This window comes from Kineococcus mangrovi (assembly GCF_041320705.1).
GTDB classification, from domain to species: Bacteria; Actinomycetota; Actinomycetes; order Actinomycetales; family Kineococcaceae; genus Kineococcus; species Kineococcus mangrovi.
Genome location: NZ_JBGGTQ010000003.1, coordinates 76,100 through 94,525 on the forward strand (window position 1 = coordinate 76,100; position 18,426 = coordinate 94,525).

Genomic DNA, 18,426 nt, shown 5'->3' on the forward strand with positions numbered 1-18,426 from the left:
CGTCCCAGGAGGAACCAGCGTGGCCATGTTCTCCGAAGCCCCCGAGCGTCCCGAGCTCTACCGGAAGTTCCAGCGCGAGGTGCCGCAGTGGTACCGGGACGCCAAGTTCGGCGTCTTCATCCACTGGGGCGCGTACTCCGTCCCCGCCTGGGCCGAACCCACCGGCGAGCTCGGCACCGTCGAGCGTCACGAGTGGATGAAGCACAACCCGTACGCGGAGTGGTACTTCAACACCATCCGCATCGACGGCAGCCCCGCCCAGGAGCACCACCGCACCGTTCACGGGGGTGCGCCCTACGACGAGTTCCTCGACCGGTGGACGGCCTCGGCGTTCGACCCCGACGACATGGCCGACCTGTTCCGGCGTGCCGGGGCGGGGTACGTGGTGCCCACCACCAAGCACCACGACGGGATCGCCCTCTGGGACGCACCCGGGACGGGGGAGCGCAACACCGTCCACCGGGGCCCCCGGCGCGACCTGGTCGCCGAGCTGGCGGCCGCGACCCGCCGGGCCGGGTTGCGCTTCGGCACCTACTACTCCGGCGGGCTGGACTGGCACTTCGCCGACCTCGGCCCGCACACCGGTGAGCCCCTGGAGGAGAACCGCCCCGTCGACGAGGCCTACAACGAGTACGCCTTCGCCCACGTCGTCGACCTCGTCGACCGGTACCGCCCCGACGTGCTGTGGGGCGACATCGAGTGGCCCGACGCGGGCAAACCGGACGGGCCGAGGTCCTTCGCGCGCATCCTGGAGCGCTACTACGCAGCCGTTCCCGACGGGGTCGTCAACGACCGTTGGGGCCTGACGCACTGGGACTTCCGCACCAGCGAGTACCAGGCCGGCAAGGAGTCCGAGAGTTCCGGGGCGTGGGAGAACTGCCGGGGGGTGGGTCTGTCCTTCGGGTACAACCAGGTCGAGGACGCCACCCAGTACCTCGACGGACCCGGAGCCGTCCGGCACCTGCTCGACGTCGTCTCCCGCGGCGGGAACTTCCTGCTCAACGTCGGGCCCGACGAGGCCGGGCGCATCCCCGAGCTGCAGCGGCGCTGCCTGGAGGGGATCGCCGACTGGATGGCCGTCAACGCCTCCGCCGTCCACGGGACCGCACCCGTCGACGGGGCGAGTCCCTCGGACGCGCCCTGGGTGCGGTTCACCCGGACCGGTGGCGTGGTCCACGCCGTCGTCGACGCCGCCGGGGAGGTGGTGCTGGACCTGCCGGGTGCCGACCCCGCGTCGGCGCGGTTGCCGGACGGCACCCCGGTGACCGCCCGCACCGAGGGTGAGCGGGTCGTCGTCGACGTCCCGGCCGCCGCCGTCCCCGGCCCCCGGGTCGTCGACCTCGACGTGACCGGAGGGGGACAGGTCTGACCCGTCCCGTCGGCGCGGCCGCGCGGGTCACCCCGCGGGCGCGTCCGGCGGTGCCCCGGCGCGACGGGCCGCACTGACCGACCGCAACCACTGCTCCACGCCCGCGACGTGGACCTGCGCCCAGGCGCGGGCCACGTCGTGCTGGCGGGCGGCCATCGCCTGCTGGATGGCGCGGTGCTCGTCCAGGGTCCGCCTCGTGGCGGCCTCCTGGGTGAGACCGCGCCACACGCGCGCCCGGTGCAGCGGGCCGGACAGGCTCTCGATGAGCGAGGCCAGGACGGAGTTCCCCGCGCCGAGGGCGATCCTGCGGTGGAACTCCTGGTCGTTCGCGACGAGGTCCTCCACGCTGGGGTCGGGTCCGAGCTCGTCGAGCAGGCGGGCCAGTGCGGAGATCTCGGCGTCGCTCATCCGCAGGGTCGCCATCGACGTCGCCGCGGGTTCCAGGAGCCGGCGCACCTCGAAGAACTCCAGCAGCGAGTCGTCCCGCTGGACGTCGACGACGAACGTCATCGCGTCGAGCATGACACCCGGTTCCAGGCTGGACACGTAGGTGCCGTCGCCGTGGCGGACGTCGAGGACGTTGATGAGGGCCAGGGCGCGCACGGCCTCGCGCAGGGAGTTGCGCGACAACCCCAGCGCCGCGGACAGCTCGGCCTCCCGGGGCAGGCGGTCACCGGGGCGCAGTTCACCGCCCAGGATCATCCCCTTGATGCGCTCGATCGCGTCGTCGGTGACCGCCATGCCGGTCAGTCCTGCTGCGCCGCAGCGCGTTGCTGCCGAAAGCTCCAGACGGTCGGGAGGCCGTCGTCGTCCCCGGAGTAGTCGTCGGGGGTCGACTGCAGCGGCGTGACGCGGGCCTGCCAGGCGGTGTTCGCGGGGTGGTCGCGCAGGTGCTCGCGCATCGCCTGGTAGTCCTCGACGTCGAGCCAGTGGAACACGTCGCGGCCGCTGCGCCAGATCCGCCAGTCCCGGACGCCGGCGTCGGCGAGGGCTTGCAGCAGGTCGGCCGGGACCTCGGCGTGCAGGGCGTCGTAGGCCTCCAGGGCGTCCGCGTGCAGGCGCGTGTGCAGGGTCCTCTCCATGTCCCGACGATACCGCCGGGACCCCCGGCGGGTTCAGGGTTGGCGGCGGCCGACCGACCAGTCCCCCGCGACGTCGAGGTCGCCGCCCGTGCCGGTCGCGGTGAACACGAGGCGGTCGTGCAACCGGGAGGTCCGGCCCTGCCAGAACTCCACCTCGTGGGCGCGCACGAGGAAACCGCCCCAGTGCGGCGGGGTGGGCACGTCCGCGACGGAACCGGTGTCCGGCCAGCGTTCGCGCAACTGCGCGGCGCGCTCGTCGAGCGTCGTCGCGGCGTCGACGGGCGCGGACTGCTCGCTCGCCCAGGCGCCGATCCGGGAACCGTACGGGCGGGACGCGAAGTACGTCTCCGTCTCCTCCCGCGGCACCTCCTGCGCGCGACCGCGGACGCAGACCTGCCGCTGCACCCCGAACCACCCGAAGACCAGGGACACCCGCGGGTCGTGCCCGATCCCGCGGGCCTTGCGCGAGCGCAGGTTCGTGTAGAGGACGAAACCCCGCGCGTCGACGCCCTTGAGGAGCACGGTCCGCGCCGACACGCCCTCCGCGTCGACCGTCGACAACGTCATCGCGTTGGGTTCGGGCACCACCGCCGCGCCCGCCGCCACGGCCTCGGAGTACCACCGCTCGAACTGCGCGAGCGGGGTCGGCGCGAGGTCGGCCTCCACGAGGTGCCGCTGCCCGTAGTCCACCCGTCGTCCTGCCGGATCCTCCACGGCGCCAGCGTAGGGCCGCGGGCGCGGGGCGACCCGCGGGAGGGCACACTGCGCGCGTGCCGACCGCCGCGTCCGACCTCGGTCTGACCCTGACGACGGCGGTCCGCCCGCCCGTCGAGGACCCCACCCTGGGGATCGACGTCCCCACCCCTCCCGCTCGGCCCCGCGCCCACCGGTTCGCGGCGGTGGGGGACTCGCTGACCCAGGGGTTCAAGCACTACGCCGTGCACGACCGGGCCCTGTCCTGGCCCGCCCTCGTGACCGACCTCCTCGGCGTGCCGTTCGCCCGCCCGCACGACCACGGCCCCGGCGGGTACCCGCTGAACCTGGAGTTCCTGGCCCGCCGCGCCCTCGGCCGCCCCGTGCTGCCGGGCCTGGTCGCCGGGTTCCGGTACGCCCTGGAGGTCCGGCGCGCCTACGAGCACCCACCGGGTCCGCGGGGTGGCCCCCGGTACGAGGACCTCGCGGTGTGGGGCTGGGACCTGCGCGACCACCTCGTCCGCACGGCGGACACCGAGCGCGCCCGCCTGCGCCCCGGACCGCCGACGAGGCTGGACCCGCGGGTGCGGGCACCGAACGCGCGCGCCGCCGTCGAGGTGCTCGACGGGTCCCGCACGGCGTCGGGGGAGGCCCTGACGTCGCTGCGGGCCGTGCGCGACCTCGACGGCGGCGTGGAGACCCTCTGCGTGTGGCTGGGGTCGAACAACGTCCTGCGCAGCGTCGTGGAGCTGCGGGTCGTGGCGAGCGGGCCGCGGTTCCGCGAGGTCGGCGCCAAGGACGCCTACACGGTGTGGACCGTGCCGGACTTCACCGCCGAGCTGGCCGAGGTGGCGCGGGCCGTGGCCGCCGTCGACGCCGACCGCGTCCTGTGGGGGACCGTCCCGCACGTGACGATCCCGCCGATCGCCCGCGGCCTGGGCGGCCCGCTGCCCGAGTGCGGGCGCTACTTCCGCTTCTACGCCCGCCCGTGGGCGAGCGAGGAGACGTTCGACCCCGACCGCGACCGCCACCTCACGGGGTTCGACGCGTGGGCGGTGGACCAGGCGGTCGACGGGTACAACCGGGCCCTGCTCGACGTCGTCGGCGCCGCCCGGGACCGCGGCCGCGACTGGCGGGTCGTGGACGTGGCGGCTATGCTCGACCGGCTCGCCGTGCGCCGCAACGAGGAGCTGGGCGCACGGCCGCCGGGGTTCGCGCCCTACCCGCTGCCAGCGGCCCTGGAGGGGCTGGACACCCGCTTCCCCGCCACCGACGACGCCGGCCGGTTGCGGGCCGGCGGTCTCATCGGGCTGGACGGCCTGCACCCGACGACGTGCGGGTACGGCCTCGTCGCGCAGGAGTTCGCCACCGTGCTCGCCGGCGCCGGGGTCGAGTTCCCCGGCGGTCACCGGGTCGACTTCGGGGCGCTGCGGCGGCGGGACACGTTCGTGTCCGACCCACCGGCCGGGGTGGGCACCGCCCTGCGCCGGATCGGCCGCCTGGACCGGTGGACGCGCCCGCTGCGGTGACGGCCCGTCGCCGGGACGCCCGGCGGGTCGTCTAGCCTCGCCCGACGACGTTCGCCGGCGGTCGCCGGCACGTCCCGACGACGAGGAGGCCGACGTGGACACGGCGTGGGGCAGGGCCGGCCCCCCACGATGCGGGACGTCGCCGAGCACGCCGGGGTCAGCGTCTCGACGGTCTCGCGCGTGGTGAACGCCGAGAAGTACGTCGACCCCGCCACCCGCGCGACGGTCGAGGCGTCGGTGGCGGCTCTGGGCTTCCTGCGCAACGAGAGCGCCCGCACCCTGCGGCCGGGGCAGCGCACGGCGACGATCGCCCTCGTCGTGGAGGACCTCACCAACCCGTTCTCGGCCGAGCTCGCCCACGGCGTCGAGATCGTCGCCGCGGGCGCCGGGTACGTCGTCCTGCTGCTCTCGACCGGCCGGGACGCCCGCGGTGACCGCGACCGGGTGCGGGAGGACGAGATCGTCGGTGAGTTGCTGCGCCGCCGCGTCGACGGGGTCCTCATGGTGCCCGGTGCCGAGGACCGCGAGGGCCGGTACGCGGCGCTGGCCGAGCGGGCGCCGGTCGTCTTCGTCGACCGGTTGCCCCGGGGGGTGCGCGGCGACGTCGTGCTCCTGGACAACACCGGGGGGAGCCGGCGGCTCACCCAGCTGCTCCTGGACCGCGGGCACCGCCGCATCGGCTACGTCGGCGGCGACCGGGGGTCGGGCCCGGGCGCCAGGCGCCACGCGGGTTTCCGGGCCGCCCTGCGTGCCGCGGGAGTGCGTGAGGAACGGGAGCTGCTGCGGTTCAACCAGCACAGCAGCGACGAGGCCCGCACGGCCACCGAGGACCTGCTGGCCCTGGCCCACCCGCCCACCGCGGTCTTCTGCGACAACAACCGGATGACCGTCGGCGCGCTCCTGGCCGTGCACCGCGCCGGCGCCGACGTCGTCATCGGCGGGTTCGACGCCGTCGAGCTCGCCGAGGTGCTCGTCGACCGCGTCGCCCTGGCCACCTACGACCCCGTGGACGTCGGCCGGCAGGCGGCGCGGCTGCTCGTCGAGCGGATGGGCGGGTCGCAGGCCGCGCCGCGGCGCACGACGGTGCCGGTGGTGCTGGCGGAGTTCGGGACCTGACGCGCCCGCGTCCGGTCCCGCGTCCGGTCCCGCGTGGGTGCAGCCGCGGGGCGGCGGTGGGTGCGGGCCCGGGGCTCAGGTGCCGACGTGCAGCAGGTGCACCCCCGCGAGCGCCACGCCCGCGACGAGCACCCAGGAGCTGAGGCCCAGCACCAGCGAGCGTCCCACGGTGCGCAGCAGGTGCGGCAGGTCGATGCCCGTCCCGAGGGCGAACAGGGCGGCCACGAGGAGGACGGACTGCACGTGCTGCACGCCGTCGAGCGCGGCCGCCGGCACGAGCCCGGTGGCGCGCACGAGGACCGCGACGACGAAGGCGGCGACGAAGAACGGCAGGACCGGGGGACGGGCGGCGGACCCGGACGCCGGCACCGTCCGGCGGCGGTGCAGCACGACCAGGGCGACGAGCGGGGCCAGCAGCAGCACGCGGGACAGCTTGACGACGACGGCCGTCTCCAGCGCCCCCGGAACGCGGTCACCGGTCGCGACGACCTGGCCGACGTCGTGCACGCTCGCCCCCGCCCAGACGCCGAACGCGTGCACGTCGAGCCCGAACGGGCCGCGCAGCAACGGAAGCAGCACGATGGCCAGCGATCCGCAGAGCGTCACGAGGGCGATGGACGTCGCGACGTCCTCCTCGTCGGCGTCGGTGGCCGGTCGCACCGCGGCGATGGCCGACGCCCCGCAGATCGAGAACCCGGTGGCGACGAGCAGCGACCGGTCCCGGCCGAGCCCGAGCGCCCGGCCCAGGAGCTGGGTGCCGAGGAACGTCACGGTGACGACCCCGACGACGAGGACGACGCCGCCCCAGCCGAGGTCGCGGACCTGCGACAGCGGCAGTTGCAGGCCGAGCAGGACGACCGCGGTGCGCAGGACCCGCTTGGAGGCGAACCCCGTCGCGGGTTTCCACGACGCTCGGAAGAGCCCCGTGGAGCGGACGAGGGCGCCGAGGGCGACGGCCACGGTCGAGGCGGTGAGGACGTGCGTCAGTCGTTCCAGGCCGAGGGCGAGCACGGTCGCGAGGGTGACGACGAGCAGGCCGGGCAGGAGCGCGGTGACGGGGGAGGTGGGGCGGGTGAGCACGCGGGGCACGGTCCCAGCCTGCGTCCCGGGTCCACGGTGCGGAACCGCCCGTCCGCCGTGGGGTCACAGGCCCAGGCGGTGACCAGGCGGCGGTGACCAGGCGGCGTTGACCGCGGAGGTGCCCTGTGCCAAGGTGCCGGAAAGCGCATTCCAGACGACGACGACGACGGAGTGGACCATGGACGCCGGGCGGCTGAGCCTCAACCAGATCACCCTCAACTCCCTCGACCTGCCCGCGGCCGTCGCGGCCTGCGAACGGCACGAGATCGGGTCGATCGCCGTGTGGCGGGACAAGATCGCGGCGGTCGGCCTGAACCGCGCCGCGGCGCTGGTGCGCTCGGCCGGGCTGCGCGTCAGCTCCGTGTGCCGCGGCGGGATGTTCACCGACCCCGCCGCCGACCCCGCCGCGGTCCGCGACGACAACCGCCGCGCCGTCGAGGAGGCCGCGGCGCTGGAGGCGGACGCGCTCGTCCTCGTCTGCGGGCCCCTGCTGGACCGCGACCTCGCCGGCGCCCGCGCCCGGGTGCGCGACGGCATCGCCGACCTGCTCCCGCACGCCCGCGCCGCCGGGGTCCGCCTGGCGGTCGAACCGCTGCACCCGATGATGATCGGCGTCCGGTCGGTCGTCAGCACGCTCGCTCAGGCCCTCGACCTGTCCGACGAGCTCGGCGGCGGCCCCGGCGAGGAGGTGGGCGTGATCGTCGACGCGTACCACGTGTGGTGGGACCCCGACCTGGCGGCGCAGATCGCCCGCGCGGGCACGCGCGTCGCCGGGTACCACGTCTCGGACTGGCTGCCCGAGACCTCCGACCTGCTGCTGGACCGCGGGATGATGGGCGACGGCCTCATCGACCTGCCCCACCTGTCCGGGCTCGTCGCCGACGCCGGGTTCGCCGGCCCCGTCGAGGTGGAGATCCTGTCCGAGCGCTGGTGGGCCGAGGACCCCGACGACGTCGCGCGCCTGCTGCGCAAGCGCTTCGAGGAGTTCGTCTAGGCGGACCCGGCCCGGGGGCATGGCGCCAGGTGCCACGGCCCCGTGCGGGGCGGCGGACGGGGACCGCTCAGGACCCCAGCAGACCGGTCGTCGCCCGGTCGGCGCGCCCGTCGAAGAACTCCTCCAGCACCCGCCGGGCGAGCTCGTCCCCCGTCGCGGCGAACAGGGTGGCCGAGCTGCGCAGCTTGACCGCGTCGACACCGCCGAACACCTCCTCGGCGTCCCGGGACGGCTGGCCCAGCAGCACCTCGCAGTTCTCCCGCCACCGGGTGCCCAGGACGGGGTGGGCGAGGTAGTCGCGCGCCTCGTCGAGGCCGCCGAGGGCGTAGGCCATGGACGTGGGCGAGGAGCCGAGCAGCAGCTGCGGGAACTCCCACCACATCCAGTGCGACGTCTTGCGCCCCGCCCGCAGCTCGGCGAGGGCGCGCGCGTGGGTCCCGTCGGAGGCGGTCACGAAGCGGTCGAGGTCGGCGGACACGGGGGCCATCCTCCCCGCAGCACCCCGCGCGGGCGAGGGGACGGCGCGTCCGCCGGGTGCGGCAGGATGGCGACCCGTGACTGCTCCCGCCACCGGTCTGCGCATCCCGGCCGAGCTCCTGCCCGCCGACGGGCGGTTCGGGTCCGGGCCGTCCAAGGTCCGCCCCGCCCAGCTCGCGGCCCTGAGCGCCGCCGGGCGCGACGTGCTGGGGACCTCCCACCGGCAGGGGCCCGTGAAGTCGGTCGTCGGGCGGGTGCGCGCCGGGCTCGCCGAGCTGTTCTCCCTGCCCGAGGGGTACGAGGTCGTCCTCGGCAACGGCGGCAGCACCGCGTTCTGGGACGTCGCGACGCTCTGCCTCGTCCGCGAACGGGCTCAGCACCTCGTGCTCGGGGAGTTCTCCGCCAAGTTCGCCGCCGCCACGACGGCCGCGCCGTTCCTGGCCGAACCCGTCGTCGTGCGGGGCGAACCCGGGACGCTGCCGCGGCTCGGTGACGTCGCAGACGGGGTCGACGTCGTCGCCTGGCCGCACAACGAGACCTCGACCGGGGTCATGGCGCCCGTCGTGCGACCCGCCGGGCCCCCGCCCGCGCAGGGCGGCCCGTTGGTCGTCGTGGACGCCACCTCCGGTGCCGGGGGTCTGCCCGTCGACGTGTCCCAGGCCGACGCGTACTACTTCGCCCCGCAGAAGGCCTTCGCCTCCGACGGGGGTCTGTGGATCGCGGTGCTGTCCCCGGCCGCCCTCGACCGGGTGCGGGAGGTGGGGGCGAGCGGGCGGTGGACCCCGGCCTCGCTGGACCTGCAGATCGCGGTGGAGAACTCGCGCAAGGACCAGACGTACAACACCCCGGCCGTGGCGACGCTGGTCCTGCTCGCCGAGCAGGTCGAGTGGATGCTCGCCCGGGGCGGCCTGGACTGGGCCGTCCGGCGGACGGCCGAGAGTTCGGCGCACGTCTACGAGTGGGCGCAGCGGCGGGAGTGGGCCACCCCGTTCGTCGCCGAACCGGCGGCTCGCTCGCAGGTCGTCGCGACGATCGACCTCGACTCCTCGGTCGATGCCGTCGCCGTGCAGGACGTGCTGCGCGAGCACGGGATCGTCGACGTCTTCCCCTACCGCAGCCTGGGTCGGAACCAGTTGCGGATCGGGCTGTTCCCGGCCGTCGACCCCGACGACGTGCGGGCCCTGACGGCCTGCGTCGACCACGTCGCAGAACGACTGAGGAAAGCCTGACCTGCATTCTCGCCCGTACCCAGGAAAGGCATTCCTGGCTAGCCGTACGGCATTTCCCTGGTTACTTTCGATCCATGGCGACCGTGAACCTGGACCTGACCCCGATCCACCAGTGCTCCGCCGAAGGCTGCACCTTCAACGCCTCGACGTCCTGCCACGCCCCGGCCATCACCGTCGGCGACCACGGCGCGAACCACTGCGCCACGTTCCTGGGCATCCCGACGAAGCACTCCCCGACGAGCGACGGCCACGTGGGCGCCTGCCAGCTCTCCGACTGCTCGCACAACTCCGACCTCACGTGCACGGCCGCGAGCGTCGAGGTCGGGACGTCCGCCGGCGGCGGGACGGAGTGCCTGACCTACAGCGCGGCCTGAGCTGCCTCCCCGGTCGCGGTCCGCACCGCGGCCAGCTCCGGTTCCAGCATCCGGGCCAGGGCCGGTGACACGCCCCACGTGCGCGTGAGGTCGTCGAGCTCGGCCAGCAGCTCCGCGCGAGCGGCGGGACGGGGGCCCGAACCGGTCCGGACGGCGCGGATCATCGCGTTCCGCGGGGTGTGGGCGGAGTCGATGAACTCCACGACTTCCACGCGGTAGCCGAGCAGCTGCAGCACCAGCGAGCGCAGCGTGTCCGTCAGGACGTCCGCGAACCGCTCGCGCAGGATCGCGTGCCGCACGAGCGGGGCGCGGTTGCCGTGCAGCTGCCGCTGCACGTCCCGGTGGCAGCAGGGAGCGGCCAGGACGAGGGGAGCGCCCCACCGGACCGCCCGCGCGAGCGCTTCGTCGGTCGCGGTGTCGCACGCGTGCAACGCCATGACCACGTCCGGTGCGCTGCCCGCGTGCCCGGCCCCGAACGGTTCGGCGTCCGCGATCGAGCCCACCGCGAACTCCAGCCCCACCAGCCCCGCCTCGGCCGCCGCGCGCCGGCCGGTCGCCACGACGTCCTCGCGCACGTCGACGCCCACGGTCGTCAGGGCCTTGCCCCGGGCCTGCGCCGCGTCCCCGAGCCAGCGGTGCGCCGCGAACGTCAGGTAGGCGTTCCCGCAGCCGAGGTCCACCGCCCGCAGCCGGTCCCCGGGGCGGGACAGCACGGTGCCGGTCAGCGGGGCGAGCTGGCGGACGAACGCCTCCACCTGCCGCCGCTTGTCGCCGCCGGCGCCGAGGACGCGGAACATCGGGTCGCCGGGGTCGACGATCCGGTTCTTCGCCTTGTCGTGGCCCACCGGGCCCGCCTCGTGCCGGGCGGCGGCGCGGTGGACCTGCGCGTCGCCCTTCTTCGTCACGCGGACCTGCACGACCTCCGTCGCCGTCTCGACGTGCAGGTTGCCGTAGGGCTCGGCGAGCAGGTCGTCGACCGCCGCGCCCGCCGCGTCCACCGGCACGTTCCGGGTGGAGACCACCGGGCCGGTGCGGGCGGTGAACTGCAGGTGCGGACCGGCCTTGAGCAGCACCGGCCGCACCTCGACCCGTTCGGCGGCGGGCGCCTCGGTGCCCTTGCGCCGCCCGGCCGCGACCGCCCGGGCCAGGTGCGGGGTGTCCAGCAGCAGGGTCCGGACGTCGGCCAGGGCGGAGGTCAGGTCGGTGGGCACGTCACCATTGTCCGCCCGCCCGGGAGTCGCGGACTACGCCGCGGCGGTGTCCCGCTCGTCGTCGCGTGCCGGGACCAGCCGCACGTGCGGGGACCCCCGCCAGGAGTACGTCACCCGGACCCGGGCCCGGCGCAGGAGGTAGGCCCCGACGAGGACGGCCACGACGACCGAGGGGATCGAGCCGACGAGGATCGACCACGACGGGCCGAACCGGGTGCCCATCCACCCGACGAAGGGCCCGCCGACGACGGTGCCGCCCTGCATGAGCGACATGTAGATGGCCATGACCCGTCCGCGCATGGCCGGTTCGGTGCTCAGCTGGACGGTCGCGTTCGCGGCCGTCATGAGGGTCAGCGACGCCAGACCCATGAACGGCAGCACGAGCAGGTACAGCGCGTAGGTCGGCATGAGGGCCGCGAGCGAGGCCAGCACCCCGAAGGCGGCGGCGGCGCCGACGACGAGGCGGTACCGCGGGCGTTCCCGGCGGGCCGCGACGAGAGCCCCGGCCAGCGACCCGACCGCGAGCACCGTCCCGGCCAGCCCGAACCCGGCGGAGTCGGTGCCGAACTTCACGCTCGTCATGAGCGCGCTGGTGAGCTGGAAGTTCAGCCCGAAGGTCCCGACGACGCCGACGAGGGCCAGGACCGCGATCAGGTCCGGCCGGGCCCGCACGTAGGCCAGGCCCTCGCGCACGCCGCCCATGCCCCCGGCCGGCTTCACCCGTGGCGCGGGCTGCGCCGGGCGCATGAGGTGGAGCATCACCAGGGGGGCCACGAACGAGGCGGCGTTGACGAGGAACACGGGGCCGGTGCCCACCCAGGCGATGAGGACGCCGGCGAGGGCCGGGCCGATGAGTCGCGCCGAGTTGAAGGACGCCGAGTTCAGGCCGATGGCGTTGGGCAGGTCCTCGCGGGGGACCAGTTGCCCGACGAACGTCTGGCGCACCGGGCCGTCGATGGCCGAGGCGCACCCGAGCAGGACGGCGAGCACGTAGACGTGCCACAGCTGCGCGGTCCCGCTCATCACGAGGACCCCGAGGACGAGCCCGAGGAACCCCATGACGGCCTGGGTGACCATGAGCGTGCGGCGCTGGTCGAAGCGGTCGGCGATGGTCCCGGCGACGGGGGCCAGCAGCAGGATGGGACCGAACTGCAGACCGGTCGTGATGCCGCCGGCCGTCCCGGACCCCTGGGTGAGCACCTGGATGACGAGCCAGTCCTGCGCCACGCGCTGCATCCAGGTGCCGATGTTCGACACGACGGAGCCACTGACCCACAGCCGGTAGTCGCGGTGCCGCAGGGAGCGGAAGGTCTGGTTCACTCGCTGATCACCCGCGTCAGGAGGGTGGCGGCCTCGGCCAGGGTGGCCCGCTCGGCGGGGCTGAGGCCCTCCAGGCGACGGCGCAGCCACGCCGCCCGGCGGGCCCGGGTCTCCAGGACGACGCCGCGGCCGGTGTCGGTCACGGCCACGAGGACCTGACGGCCGTCGTGGGGGTGCTCGGTGCGCGAGACCAGGCCGGCCTCGGCGAGGGAGGCGATGGTCCGGGTCATCGAGGGGGGCTGGACGTGCTCGGCCTCGGCGAGCTCGCGGGGGGTGCGCGGGCCGCTGTTGACGAGGTGGGCCAGGACGGAGAACTGCCCGTCGGTGAGGTCGTCGAGGCTCTTCTGGGCCCGCAGGCGCCGGGCGGTGCGCAGGAGCGACATGCGCAGGTCGACGGCGAGGCGGTCCAGGGGGGCGTCGTCGTCGACCGGGGGGTCGGGGGTGCGCACGGTGCCCGGTCCCCGGGCGCCGGGGACGGGGGGTGGTGGCATGAGGACACCATAGTCGTTGCTCTCGCTAATTACCACTGCGAACGACCGTTGAGCAGGCGCGATGAGGTTCCAGAATCATGTACTCCGCGTTAGAGTTGGTGACGTTGTGTGATGTTCGGCGGACGACTCGTCCGCCCGGCGGAGGGTGGGACCGGGCAGTGAGCGGATTGCCAGCGACGTCGGCCACCCTGCGGGCGCGACGGGCCCTCGAACGCGCTGCCGCCGCCGTCGTGCCCAGCGGAGGCCCGCACGAGCGCATCGACCTCTCCGGGGACGGTCCGCTCACCCCACCCACCGACCTCGGGGTCGCTCTGCTGCGCGCTCAGCGCCGCTTCGGCGAGTGCGCCGACCGCGCCGCGCTCGCCGAGGAGCTCGTGGCCGAGGTGCACGCGACCTGCTGCGCGCGGGTCCTGCTGCTGGAGACCGTGGCGAGGTCCCGGCACCGCGAGCTGGAGGTGCTGGCCGTCCGCGGCGACCCGGCGCTCGTCCCGGGCCGCAGGCTGACCGGGGCCGACCTCACCCGGATGTGCCCCTCCGCCGTCCTCGAGCTCGTCCCCGGCCACCCCCGCGCCCCGCGGCTCGCGGTGTGGGGCGCCGGTGAGGACGGCGCCGCCGGGCCGTCCCCGCGGCTGGAGGTCCTCACCGCCTCGGCCGGGGCCGCCTGGCGCACCCTCGTGGCGACCGCGGAGGCCGCCCGCGCCGACCGCGAGTCCGCCGGAGCCCGGCTGCTGCTGTCCGGGGCGCTGCGCCTGGCGGGCCTGGGGTCCTGGTCGTGGGACCCCGCCAGCGGCGTCGTGACCCTCGACGACCGGCTGCGGGAGATGCTCGGCCTGCCCGCCGCCGAGCCCGACCCCGACCTGCAGGCGTGGCGCTCGCGCATCCACCCCGACGACCGCGGACCCTTCACCGGCGTGGAGGACCCCACCGCCCACGTCGGCACGTCGGCCCCCTACCCGTTCCGCGTCACGTCGGCCGACGGCCGCGAGCGCACCTTCCTCGGGATGAGCGTCCCGCTGGCCACGACGAGCTCCAGCGTCGTGCAGGGCCTCGTGCTCGACGTCTCGGCGGGGGAGAAGTCCACCGGCGAACTCGTCCGCCTCGCCCAGTGCGACTCCCTCACCGGCCTGGCCAACCGCTCCGTCCTCGACCTCCGCCTCGCCGAGGCGCTGCAGAGCGCGACCGCGCAGGACGCCGTGGCGCTCGTGCTGCTCGACCTCGACCGGTTCAAGCTCGTCAACGACACCCTGGGCCACCAGATCGGCGACGCGCTGCTGCGCCAGGTCGCCGTCCGCCTGCAGGACGCGGCACCCCCCGGGGCCGTCCTGGCCCGGCTCGGCGGCGACGAGTTCGTCGTCATGGTGCCCGGGGTGGGTCGCGTGGAGGCCGCCTCGATCATGGCCCGCGACGTCCTGCGCCGGCTGCGCGCGCCCATGCTGCTGCCCGGGCTGCCCGAACCGTTCGTCTGCACCTCCAGCGCCGGCATCGCGATGGGTCACGACGGCACGGCCGACGACCTGTTCCGCAGCGCCGACATGGCGCTGTACCGGGCCAAGGACGGCGGTCGCGACCGCGTCGCCGTCTACGACTCGGCGATGCGCGAGGAGGCGCAGGCCCGCCACGTCGCCGAGCACCGCGTCCGCCGGGCCCTGCGCACGGAGGGGCTGCGCGTCGTGTGGCAACCCATCGTCGACCTGCGCACGTCCGAGCTCGTCGCCGCCGAGGCGCTCGTGCGGCTCGACGACCCCGTCGAGGGGATCCTCGAACCCAAGCACTTCGTCGACACCGCCGAGGACACCGGGCTCATCGTCGACGTCGACACGTGGGTCCTCGGTGAGGTCCTGCGGCAACTGCGGGAGTGGCGCCGCGACGGCGTCGGGTTGCAGGTGTCCTTCAACGTCTCGGGCAAGACGCTGGAACACCCCGCCTTCGCGCACCGCCTCGCCCACAGCGTGGAGTCGACCGGGGTGGCGGGCAGTTCCCTGCTCGCCGAGGTCACCGAACGCACGCTCATCGACCTGTCGACCTCCACCCGGGCCAGCCTGGGGGAACTGCGCAGCATCGGGGCCCGCGTCGGCCTCGACGACTTCGGGACGGGGTACTCCTCGTTGTCCTACCTCGACAAGTTCCCGCTGAGCTTCCTCAAGATCGACATGAGCTTCGTGCGCCCGCTCGGCTCCTCCGACCGGGCCGAGGCCGTGGTGCGGGCGCTCATCAGCCTCGCCCACGCCCACGGGATGGTCGTCACCGCCGAGGGCGTGGAGACCGAGCAGCAGGCGAGGATGCTGCGGGACATGGGCTGCGACCGTGCGCAGGGCTGGTTGTTCGGCCGCCCGGTGGACGCCGCGCGGCTGCCCACCGGACCGTCGGCCTCACGCCTGTAGCGTCCGGCCCAGCCGGGAGACCCCCTCGGCGGTGCGGTCGGGGGAGTGCGTCGTGAACGACAGGCGCAGGGTGGAGCGGTCGGGTTCGCCGGCGTGGAACGCCTCCCCGGGCACGAACGCGACGCCGTGCCGCAGCGCCGCCGGCAGGAGCCCCGCGGTGTCGACGTCCCCCGGCAGGCGGACCCACGTGAACATCCCGCCGTCGGGTCGCGACCAGGTGCTGCCCACGGCGACCGCGGTCCGCAGTTCCCGCGGCAACCGCGCCCACCCCGGCCGCAATCCCGGCGCGCCGATCTTCGAGAAACTGCCGAGGTGCAGGACGTGTTGCGCCGCAGCCGGTTGCGCCGCCAGGGCGGGCACCGGGACCCCGCGTAGCGCAGTTCTCCGTACGGGTCGTCCTCGACGACCCACACGCCGTGCTCGACGGCGAGCTCGGCGGTCCGCGCCCGGCGTTCGGCCGCCAGGGTGCGGCCGGTGGGGTTGGTGAAGTTCGGGACGAGGTGGAGGACGGCGGGGCGACGGGTTCGGAACACCTCCTCGACGGCCTCGGGCAGCGCGCCGTCGTCGTCGACCGCGACACCCACGAGTTCCGCGCCCGCCAGGGAGAACGACTGCAGCGCGGCGAGGTAGCTGGGGTCCTCCACCGCGACGACCGCGCCGGGTCAACCGGTGCGCCACGAGCCCCCGCAACCGCGGGTCGCCCTCCGTCGCGGCGTACTGCAGGTTCCGGCACGTCCCGGGGCCGGACAGGGCGCGGTCGTCGGCGGCGCGCAGCCCGTCCACGTCGAACGGTTCCGGCGCGGGCAGGCCACCGGCGAAGGAGATGACGTCCTCCACACCCGTCAGCGCCAGCAGGTCGCGGACGGGGGAGGAACGGACCCCGGACAGGCGGGGGTTCAGCGAGGGCGCGGGAACGACGGGCTCCCCGGGAGGCGGCGTGCGGCGGAACCGTCCGGAGCGGGCGGTGGTGACGCCGGCGGGGGGACGGTGGGACGCGACCGGGGTGCGGAACGCTGCCCGCGGTCCCACGCCCGCCGGGGAACCGAGGGGTCAGGCGCGGTGCACGTGCGCCGCGTCGGCCTGCGCGATCGGCCGGAGCACGACCTTGTCGAGGTCGACGTGCGGCGGGCGCGTCACGGCGAACGCGATGACGTCCGCGACGTCCTGCGCGCTCAGCGGGACGAGGCCGTCGTAGACCTTGTCGGCCGCCTCCTGGGAACCGAGGCGGACGAGCGAGAACTCCGTCTCGACCATGCCGGGCGCGATCTCGGTGACGCGGACGGGTTCTCCGAGCAGTTCCTGGCGCAACGTCCGGACGAGGGCGTTCACCCCGTGCTTGACGGCGGTGTACCCGCCCCCACCGGGGTACACCTCGAACCCCGCGATCGAACCGAGGACGACGACGTGTGCGTTGCCCCCGCGGCGCATCCCCGGCAGCAGGGCCTGGTGGACGCGCAGGACGCCGACGACGTTGACGTCGTACATCCGCTTCCACCCCTCGGGGTCGCCGTCCTCGACGCGGTCGCTGCCAAACGCGCCACCGGCGGAGTGCACGACCACGTCGACGTCCCCGACCTGCGCGGCCATCGCGGCGACCGACGCCGGGTCCGTCACGTCGAGGGCCACGGCCTGGCCGCCCACCTCCTGCGCCAGGGCCTGCAACCGGTCCACCCGCCGGGCGGCCGCGATCGTCGAGAACCCCGCCGCGGCCAGCGCCCGCACCGTCGCGGCACCGATGCCGCTGCTCGCGCCGGTCACCAGGGCCGTGCGGCCGGGGACGTTCTCGGCGTGCGGGGGGAACGGGGCAGCGTCGGAAGAGGCCATGGGCCCATCCCAGCAGACCCCCCAGCAGTCCCGACGGTGGGGGAGACTGGGCGGGTGCCCCTGTTCCTGCCGCCGTCGAAGGCGAAACCGTCCCCGCCGCCGCTGAAGACCGACGACCGCCGTGCCGTCCTGGTCGGGCTGGGGGTCTGGGCGCTGCTGCTCGTCGTCGCGCTCGTCGTGCCGGAGGTGCGGACGACGGGGGAGGGGCGCTGGCTCGGCTCGTGCGTCGCCGGGCTCGTGCTCGGGCTGATCGCGCTGGCGCACGTGCACCGCCGCGAGCGCCGCTCGCGCTGACGGGTTCCCGGCGCGACGGGCCCACCCGGTGACGTGCCGCTCGGCGCGGGGCGGCACGTCCGCGCGTCGAGCACCGCCCGAGAGGCCGCAGCGCGGGCGGGCAGGTCCTCGGGGTGCGTGGGCGGACGACCGCTGCGGGGTCAGCGGGCGAGCGCCGACCGGGAGAGCAGGCCCGAGGCCAGCCGCGTGAAGTACGCGCCGTAGGTGCCGGTGGTGAGCGCCGCACCGCAGGCCACGAGACCCCGCACGGTGTCGCGGTCGGCGCCGGTGAGCAGCAGCGTCAGCAGCCCCGCCAGTCCGACCGCGCTCAGCGCGGTGGCGAGCCAGGTGTCGATGCGCCGCCGGAAGATCCGCGCCATCGGGTAGAAGTGCAGCCCCACGACCAGAGCGATGGCGGGCAGCACGAGGTCGGGGCGGTCGATGGCGCTCAGCACGTTGGCAGCGGCCACGACGAGCACGGCCTCGACGGCGAAGACCACTCCGAAAGCCGTCCCGCTGCGCTTCTGCCAGCGCTCCTGCTCGGGCGTCACCACCGTGCTCGCGAGCCTGCGGGTGCGGACCAGCCGCACCGCGGTGACCACGAACCAGGCGCCGGCCAGCACGCCCACCGCGGTGATGACCGTGCCCGCGGCACCGGGCCAGGTCCCGAGGGTGTTGGCGCTCCAGGCGGTGGTGAAGACGGCCATGAGCACCAGACCGACGACCACGCCGTCCAGCAGGCCACGAGGCACGGGGCGGTCTTCCAGCACCCGTCAACGCTAGCGGCGCCGGGAGTGATCACGCGGGCAGTCCCCACCCGACCCGCCCGCACCGCCACCGGCGGCGCTGCAGCGTGAGCGGTTCAGCCCAGCCCGGGCAGTTCCTCGGCCAGCACCCGCGCGGCCAGGTCGGCGTCGTCGCCGAGGAGCGCGGCCAGCGCGGTCCGCGCCCACCACGCGCCCGCCGCCAGGGCCAACCCCCGC

Annotated in this window: 18 protein-coding genes and 1 pseudogene; 8 read left to right on the forward strand and 11 right to left on the reverse strand. The window is 75.0% G+C overall.

What is annotated here, in order from left to right:
• Positions 1 to 19 precede the first annotated feature (19 nt).
• Positions 20 to 1,369 carry an alpha-L-fucosidase gene (locus AB2L28_RS06490; RefSeq protein ID WP_370717939.1) on the forward strand — a complete coding sequence of 450 codons (1,350 nt, stop codon included), beginning with the start codon at positions 20 to 22 and terminating at the stop codon, positions 1,367 to 1,369.
• A 27-nt stretch (positions 1,370 to 1,396) separates the two neighbouring features.
• Here AB2L28_RS06490 and AB2L28_RS06495 read toward each other — a convergent pair whose 3' ends face one another.
• From AB2L28_RS06495 to pdxH, 3 genes are read right to left on the reverse strand one after another with little or no spacing between them, the layout of a single operon-like run.
• On the reverse strand, positions 1,397 to 2,110 hold the full coding sequence (locus AB2L28_RS06495) for a FadR/GntR family transcriptional regulator (RefSeq protein WP_370717940.1): 714 nt from the start codon (positions 2,108 to 2,110) through the stop codon (positions 1,397 to 1,399).
• 5 nt (positions 2,111 to 2,115) lie between these two features.
• Entirely contained in the window at positions 2,116 to 2,451 is a 336-nt protein-coding gene (locus AB2L28_RS06500) for an L-rhamnose mutarotase (protein ID WP_370717941.1), read from the reverse strand.
• A 33-nt stretch (positions 2,452 to 2,484) separates the two neighbouring features.
• Complete coding sequence (gene pdxH / locus AB2L28_RS06505) at positions 2,485 to 3,165, reverse strand: pyridoxamine 5'-phosphate oxidase (protein WP_370717942.1); 681 nt, start codon at positions 3,163 to 3,165, stop codon at positions 2,485 to 2,487.
• Positions 3,166 to 3,221: 56 nt separating this feature from the next.
• Between pdxH and AB2L28_RS06510 the strand changes: the two genes are divergently transcribed.
• Together AB2L28_RS06510 and AB2L28_RS06515 are read left to right on the forward strand one after the other, a co-directional pair.
• Positions 3,222 to 4,673 carry a hypothetical protein gene (locus AB2L28_RS06510; protein WP_370717943.1) on the forward strand — a complete coding sequence of 484 codons (1,452 nt, stop codon included), beginning with the start codon at positions 3,222 to 3,224 and terminating at the stop codon, positions 4,671 to 4,673.
• 105 nt (positions 4,674 to 4,778) lie between these two features.
• Positions 4,779 to 5,789, forward strand: a complete 1,011-nt coding sequence (locus tag AB2L28_RS06515; protein ID WP_370717944.1) for a LacI family DNA-binding transcriptional regulator — start codon at positions 4,779 to 4,781, stop codon at positions 5,787 to 5,789.
• Positions 5,790 to 5,864: 75 nt separating this feature from the next.
• Here AB2L28_RS06515 and AB2L28_RS06520 read toward each other — a convergent pair whose 3' ends face one another.
• The gene (locus tag AB2L28_RS06520; RefSeq protein WP_370717945.1) at positions 5,865 to 6,878 is read right to left on the reverse strand and encodes a YeiH family protein; all 1,014 of its coding nucleotides are present in this window, start codon (positions 6,876 to 6,878) and stop codon (positions 5,865 to 5,867) included.
• Positions 6,879 to 7,002: 124 nt separating this feature from the next.
• Here AB2L28_RS06520 and AB2L28_RS06525 point away from each other — a divergent pair, with 124 nt between their 5' ends.
• Entirely contained in the window at positions 7,003 to 7,863 is an 861-nt protein-coding gene (locus AB2L28_RS06525) for a sugar phosphate isomerase/epimerase family protein (RefSeq protein WP_432526082.1), read from the forward strand.
• Between the two features lie 67 nt (positions 7,864 to 7,930).
• Here the strand turns inward: AB2L28_RS06525 and AB2L28_RS06530 are convergent, their stop codons facing one another.
• Positions 7,931 to 8,350, reverse strand: coding sequence for a DUF1810 domain-containing protein (locus AB2L28_RS06530; protein WP_370717946.1), 420 nt, complete (start codon positions 8,348 to 8,350; stop codon positions 7,931 to 7,933).
• A 67-nt stretch (positions 8,351 to 8,417) separates the two neighbouring features.
• Here AB2L28_RS06530 and serC point away from each other — a divergent pair, with 67 nt between their 5' ends.
• Together serC and AB2L28_RS06540 are read left to right on the forward strand one after the other, a co-directional pair.
• Positions 8,418 to 9,569 (forward strand): phosphoserine transaminase, encoded by a 1,152-nt coding sequence (serC, locus tag AB2L28_RS06535; RefSeq protein ID WP_370717947.1) that lies wholly within the window; start codon positions 8,418 to 8,420, stop codon positions 9,567 to 9,569.
• Positions 9,570 to 9,643: 74 nt separating this feature from the next.
• A complete protein-coding gene (locus tag AB2L28_RS06540; protein WP_370717948.1) occupies positions 9,644 to 9,943 on the forward strand; it encodes a DUF1540 domain-containing protein in 300 nt (99 codons plus the stop codon).
• Here AB2L28_RS06540 and AB2L28_RS06545 read toward each other — a convergent pair.
• Genes AB2L28_RS06545 through AB2L28_RS06555 form a run of 3 tightly spaced genes read right to left on the reverse strand, consistent with a single transcriptional unit; the run spans position 9,928 to position 12,965 of the window.
• The gene (locus AB2L28_RS06545) at positions 9,928 to 11,154 is read right to left on the reverse strand and encodes a class I SAM-dependent methyltransferase (protein WP_370717949.1); all 1,227 of its coding nucleotides are present in this window, start codon (positions 11,152 to 11,154) and stop codon (positions 9,928 to 9,930) included. The two genes, AB2L28_RS06540 and AB2L28_RS06545, sit on opposite strands and share 16 nt — an antisense overlap.
• Before the next feature lie 33 nt (positions 11,155 to 11,187).
• Positions 11,188 to 12,474, reverse strand: coding sequence for an MFS transporter (locus tag AB2L28_RS06550; protein WP_370717950.1), 1,287 nt, complete (start codon positions 12,472 to 12,474; stop codon positions 11,188 to 11,190).
• Positions 12,471 to 12,965: a MarR family winged helix-turn-helix transcriptional regulator gene (locus AB2L28_RS06555; protein WP_370717951.1), complete on the reverse strand. Its 495-nt coding sequence runs from the start codon at positions 12,963 to 12,965 to the stop codon at positions 12,471 to 12,473. Before AB2L28_RS06555 ends, AB2L28_RS06550 begins: the two co-directional genes overlap by 4 nt.
• A gap of 158 nt (positions 12,966 to 13,123) precedes the next feature.
• Here AB2L28_RS06555 and AB2L28_RS06560 point away from each other — a divergent pair, with 158 nt between their 5' ends.
• Positions 13,124 to 15,346, forward strand: a complete 2,223-nt coding sequence (locus AB2L28_RS06560; protein WP_370717952.1) for a putative bifunctional diguanylate cyclase/phosphodiesterase — start codon at positions 13,124 to 13,126, stop codon at positions 15,344 to 15,346.
• Here AB2L28_RS06560 and AB2L28_RS06565 read toward each other — a convergent pair.
• Both AB2L28_RS06565 and AB2L28_RS06570 read right to left on the reverse strand, forming a co-directional pair.
• Positions 15,335 to 16,246: pseudogene (locus AB2L28_RS06565) on the reverse strand (aminotransferase-like domain-containing protein). The gene AB2L28_RS06560 and the pseudogene AB2L28_RS06565 overlap by 12 nt on opposite strands.
• A gap of 150 nt (positions 16,247 to 16,396) precedes the next feature.
• Positions 16,397 to 17,170, reverse strand: coding sequence for an SDR family NAD(P)-dependent oxidoreductase (locus tag AB2L28_RS06570; RefSeq protein WP_370717953.1), 774 nt, complete (start codon positions 17,168 to 17,170; stop codon positions 16,397 to 16,399).
• A 54-nt stretch (positions 17,171 to 17,224) separates the two neighbouring features.
• Between AB2L28_RS06570 and AB2L28_RS06575 the strand changes: the two genes are divergently transcribed.
• Complete coding sequence (locus tag AB2L28_RS06575) at positions 17,225 to 17,464, forward strand: DUF2530 domain-containing protein (RefSeq protein WP_370717954.1); 240 nt, start codon at positions 17,225 to 17,227, stop codon at positions 17,462 to 17,464.
• A gap of 140 nt (positions 17,465 to 17,604) precedes the next feature.
• On the opposite strand, the gene AB2L28_RS06580 is transcribed toward AB2L28_RS06575, so the two are convergent.
• On the reverse strand, positions 17,605 to 18,213 hold the full coding sequence (locus AB2L28_RS06580) for a hypothetical protein (RefSeq protein ID WP_370717955.1): 609 nt from the start codon (positions 18,211 to 18,213) through the stop codon (positions 17,605 to 17,607).
• Positions 18,214 to 18,426 lie beyond the last annotated feature (213 nt).